This window comes from Pantoea sp. Taur (assembly GCF_009830025.1).
In the GTDB taxonomy this organism is placed as follows: Bacteria; Pseudomonadota; Gammaproteobacteria; order Enterobacterales; family Enterobacteriaceae; genus Pantoea; species Pantoea communis.
Map to the genome: position 1 here is coordinate 1 of NZ_SZZZ01000049.1, position 4840 is coordinate 4840.

The 4840-nt window shown below is 46.4% G+C and carries 4 protein-coding genes, 1 tRNA gene and 3 pseudogenes; 7 read left to right on the forward strand and 1 reads right to left on the reverse strand.

Annotation, left to right across the window (positions count from 1 at the left end; all coding sequences use genetic code 11):
* Positions 1-76 (reverse strand): transposase (locus FD744_RS25795; protein WP_237449432.1); only part of this gene is annotated, 76 nt, incomplete at its 3' end.
* Between the two features lie 63 nt (positions 77-139).
* Between FD744_RS25795 and FD744_RS25800 the strand changes: the two are divergent.
* The 7 genes and pseudogenes from FD744_RS25800 to FD744_RS25110 all read left to right on the forward strand — a co-directional run.
* Positions 140-262: pseudogene (locus FD744_RS25800) on the forward strand (integrase core domain-containing protein); the annotation flags it as partial.
* 547 nt (positions 263-809) lie between these two features.
* Positions 810-1268: pseudogene (locus FD744_RS25085) on the forward strand (YbcN family protein).
* Positions 1261-1479: a hypothetical protein gene (locus tag FD744_RS25090; RefSeq protein WP_160870008.1), complete on the forward strand. Its 219-nt coding sequence runs from the start codon at positions 1261-1263 to the stop codon at positions 1477-1479. Before FD744_RS25085 ends, FD744_RS25090 begins: the two are co-directional and overlap by 8 nt.
* 90 nt (positions 1480-1569) lie before the next feature.
* Complete coding sequence (locus FD744_RS25095; RefSeq protein WP_160870010.1) at positions 1570-1896, forward strand: hypothetical protein; 327 nt, start codon at positions 1570-1572, stop codon at positions 1894-1896.
* Positions 1889-2404, forward strand: a pseudogene (locus tag FD744_RS25100) (recombination protein NinG); the annotation flags it as partial. The gene FD744_RS25095 and the pseudogene FD744_RS25100, both read left to right, overlap by 8 nt.
* Positions 2405-2913: 509 nt before the next feature.
* Positions 2914-2984 (forward strand) — tRNA-OTHER (locus tag FD744_RS25105).
* A 1670-nt stretch (positions 2985-4654) separates the two neighbouring features.
* Positions 4655-4840, forward strand: a 186-nt coding sequence (locus FD744_RS25110; protein ID WP_202403727.1) for a transposase domain-containing protein, incomplete at its 3' end; no start/stop codon positions are given.

The window sequence follows — 4840 nt, forward strand, 5'->3', positions numbered from 1 at the left end:
AAACAGAATGACCACGCTCAACAACCTGTTTGACTGCTTCAATTTTAAACTCTGCAGGATAACGCTTACCGCTCATGGGCACCTCTCTTTAAGTCATCATAAATGACTCAGAGGTGTCTGTTAAACCAGTGGCGATTTAGCCATGACAGTGATGGGAAAACTGACGGATTGGATGGAAGACTATAATAACTGGCATCCCCATAAAGGGCTGAAAATGCAGTCCCCCAGGGAATACAGAAGTTCGCTGCTGGCTATAAATTAACCGCGTCCGTCTTAGCGGGGGCAACTCCATCACAGCGCATCGAAGCTGGAGAAGAAATACCTGAGCCGTGTAAGCTGCTGTTAAAGCTCTCCATCCCATCAACTACCGAGAAAGCGCAGGAAGGCGTAGCGATGCTGCGTGCCACCCTGAAGCGAGGTAAATCATGAGCAGGCACGCCTAAAACCAACCCAATGGCGATGATTGCTCTCAAAGCGGAGCGGGGTATGTTCGCAACGCAAAAAATCAATAAGTTCTGCTTTACGTTTCAAAGTGTGAATTTGACTTGCACTTTACCGGTAACATCTTATTTTCAGAAGGTACGCTCAATACACACAAACTGAAGAGGGATATTTATGGCTAAGCATCATTTTCTGAAATCACTTGAAATTACAGCAATTGTCATTTTCGCGCTGGTATTGGCTTACTTAGCTATTACCGGAATCTTATCATCAATGGGCATTGATCACTCCTGGGCTTACCCTCACCGATAAGTAAATCAAGCACTAGGGAAATCAAGAAAAAATTAAAAATAAACTAATTAAACTATATGGCCGACATCTCAAATAGTGGGGTTCGGTTGCACAAATCGAACTTCCTCGCCGTGGGGCAGCAGTTACTCCCTTTGCTCGAATCTGGCGACTGCTACCGGCTAATCCTCAGGTCGTGGAAAGAAAAACGTAGCCTTTCACAGAATAGCCTCATCCATATGTGGTTTGGCGAAATCAGTGAATACCTCATCTAGTTTGGTCGTATCGACGCCACACCTGATTGGGTAAAGCGCAACCTCAAACGCACTTACCTTGGCTGCGAAGAGATTACCTATACCGACTTCGTTACCGGCGAGAAAGTCACCTCCTATGAACCACGCCATACATCCAGCCTTGATACAGGAGATATGCACTTCTTCCTCAATCAGGTTGAGCAGTGGTGCGCGCAGTTCCGGCTGGCGCTGACCATTCCGCACGGTAGCGAATATCAAAAACTAAAGGACAATCAAAATGCCTAAGAAAACATGGTCAGATAAGGATCTGGCTTACATCGAGCGCGTCGCCGGAAAGGTTCCTATGCCCGTTATGGCAGCCGCGATAAATAAATCGGTGTCAGCTGTTACAGGTAAGGCCCACTCGCTTGGGCTAAAGCTGAAGGTATCAGAAATCATCTTCAATAAATATTGGCCCGATTACGCGCATAAGGATCGCACAGACGAAGCGTCATAATTCACCACGTTTTCTCTGTAATAGCTTTAAAACTTCCGGGTCCGTATGAATATGAATTAGGGCCAGATGTTATCATGTGGAGAAAATCTGATGAAATCAGGACTTGAAGCAGGTTGCGTTGCCTTGGTGATTGACTCAGTGAATCCAGAGAATGTCGGCAAGTCTGTAACATTACTGAGTTGGTTCGAGGCTGGAGAATTTTTTAACGCTCCAGATGGTACCCTTGGACAAATGCCCTCTAACACAGGCGGCTGGCTGTGTGTCGGTGACATTGTATGTGTTGGCAAAATGTACGTCTCGCTAAGAGATTTCAGAAATTATGGCTGGTGTATTTTCCCATCCATATACCTTATGCCGCTCAAGGGCGACGACGTCAGATATTATGATGACCGCAATAAGGAGAGGTGCAATGCCTGAAGAAAGGAAAGCACCAAAGGTGCGTAAATGTCGAATATGCAAAAAGCGCTATAAGCCTCTTACTCTTTATCAGTGGTAGTGTAGCGAAGAGCACCAGGACGAACTGATAAAGCAACTCACAACAGCAGCCAGAAAGAAACGAATACAGCAGCAGGAGCAGGTCAGGAAGATAGAAGCACAGCAGGAAAAACGTCACCTCAAGATCCGCAAGTTAGCACTTAAGCCCCTCAGCCACTTTCACAAACAAGCTCAAGCCGCCTTCAACGAGTTTATCCGCACACGCGACGCCGACGATCCATGCATAAGCTGCGGTCGCTTTCACGATGGAAAATATGACGCTGGTCATTACCGCACTCGCGGGGCATCGCCGGCCACACGTTATGACGAAACCAACTGCCATAAGCAGTGCGTTCCCTGCAATCAACATCTCTCAGGAAACATCGAAAACTACACGCCAAACCTGATTAAGAAAATCGGGCAGGATGCTTTCGATCTCTTGATGGGCCCGCGCATCCATGATCTATTTCACGGGTATCAGCACTAAGGAAGCCCGCAACAGAATGGAATGGGTGCTGGATATTCTTGAGGGGGAAATGTTTTATGCGATCAAACTCGAAATGGAGAATTTAATTCCCTAAAATAAGGAGTGAAGAGAATTGATGGCACGAATAGCTAAAGACAAAGGGCATGCGACCTGGCATATTCACTTTACGCTCGGGAAGCAAAGCGGACTGAGCAGTTCCATCATAAGTGAGTGATTAAAAGCGCCACGGTTACCAGCCGTAGGTGTTTTTTTTATTTACTAAAATCATATAGTTTCAATCGAATGCTAAATTCTCTTAGCTACAACGAATCCCCCTGAGCGGAGGGGCAGAACAATCGAAGTGCGTTAACATGCGGGTGTTGTTGATTGTTTACGAGCCTACCGGGAGGCACCCGGCGCTGTAGCGACTATAATGCTTTCGTTGTCTGCTGGCTTAAATCATCCTTTGATAGTAATCCGGCATGTCAATTAATCCGCCGTTAGCTTATTGGAAAGAGCGCTGGCTCTAATGCCAGAGGACGGGGTTAAATTCCTTGACGGCGGACCTCTCCATCTCATGAATGCCTGAAAAAACGTATAAGCGTCAGGTGTCAGGTCATATAATTAAGATAAAAAACTTCACTTAAGTAATGCTTAACTATATGCTGGGTTTAATGCGGTGAATCACGTCTAGCGGCGTGGCAACAGTCAAAGCTCTGGAGGGCTGTCTGAGCAAGCGGGTAAGGGGACTGTACCTTACTCACCGTCTAACGAGCGGCACCGCAGATAAGCCATAATGCTTCAGCAAAGCATGGCTCACTTCGGTGGGCCTTTTTGAAAAAAAAGATCCCGAAATGATAAGTTCCGGGATAAAAATTCAAGTTTCTTCAAGAGATTGGGTAGTACCCGCTGAGTAATATACGCGTAATCAGTTCAAATACCTTAAGCACATTCTTAATCAAAGCTTTTGACGTCGTTTTTTCGAATTCCTGACGTTATACATCGATGATTCTGTCAGGCGGTAAATTCAGTTAGCTTATTCCGGATTTGTGCCAGCACGGCTTAACTACGATATTGATAGATGGAAACTACTTAGCTCTCCTGTACGTTGTAAAACACTATCAATGTTGAAATGCTGATGAATGCAGCTAGTATTGATTGTGTATCATCTCAATGCGCCACATCTAACGATGGATTGTTACCCAATCATTGACGATAAACGGGCGCACCAAATTCAGGGCACTACTCAGGTGGTGCCTTTTTCAATTAAGATTCTTGACTTCAAAAAAAGAGTTTTTGTTAAAAATAAATCGACTGATGTGTTTCATTCGCTAGTCCAATCTTTCATCTCGCATATCAGGCCGGAAGCCCCTTCTTAACCGAAGGGGCTTTTTGTTTGCGTAAAGCTTCCTAGGGTTCCAATGAGGAATACGCGATCGCCAAATGCGTCAGGGTTTATTATTTTTGTCTTATGTTCTAGATTGTTATCAATGCGGTGAATCCCTCTAAGCGATGGGGCGACAGCTATCACTCTCCTGAGTGGCAACAAGCCTAATAGCGGGTAAGGCTGGCTGGACTTACTCACCGGGAGGCACCCGGCACCGCAGACATTTTCAAAGTCGGAACGAATCCCCCTATGCGGCGGGGCATCAGCTAAGAGCCAACGCAAGTTTGCGGATGAAGGTAGCTGTACTTCATTCACCGGGAGGCACCCGGCGTTCCGGCGACCTGCTAATATGAGAATATTGCTATGAATCCCCCTAAGCGGAGGGGCTAAGCCACAGGGCACGTGAAAGACTGAAGCGATTCAGATTGTGACTTTTCTGAATCACCGGGAGGCACCCGGCATAGCAATTTCTAATGCATAGCCACCCTACCTGTGCTGAAGGACATTTTTCAAAACTTCACTCTGGGAAGGGAAGCCTAATTCCGGGTTGGGCTTATTGGATTTATTCAGTTGAAGCCCCAGGCGTCAAGTCAACCTGCTATTATGAAATCATTGCTATGAATCCCCCTATGCGGAGGGGCGACAGCTGCACTCCCAGAATCGGTCTCAAGCGGTAAGTATTAGCTGGTACTTATCACCGGGAGGCACCCGGCATAGCAATCCCCAATCTGATTATCTAAAGGCTCGCTCTGGCGGTAATGCCGATCAGTTAAGACAAAAATGATCGGTTGAACGATCCGGCAGTTCTGCAAGAATCCGTAATCTCTCAGGGATTACGGATTTTTTTTATGCTTCTCAGTCAGGCTCTCGATATCGTTCATCACTTTACGCCTCAGGAATTCTCGACGCTTTCCGATCTCCTTTCTCCTGAACTCATTGACGAGTGTCTCGCTGATACCGGGACAGTGACGTTACGAAAGCGCCGTTTATCGATGGAAATGATGGTCTGGGCTGTAACCGGCATGGCACTTTTT

What these genes read in the sequence shown, in the direction of transcription:
- FD744_RS25090 (WP_160870008.1), top strand. Translation starts at nt 1,261, where the DNA reads ATGCCTAAGAAAACATGGTCAGATAAGGATCTGGCTTACATCGAGCGC.
- FD744_RS25095 (WP_160870010.1), top strand. Translation starts at nt 1,570, where the DNA reads ATGAAATCAGGACTTGAAGCAGGTTGCGTTGCCTTGGTGATTGACTCA.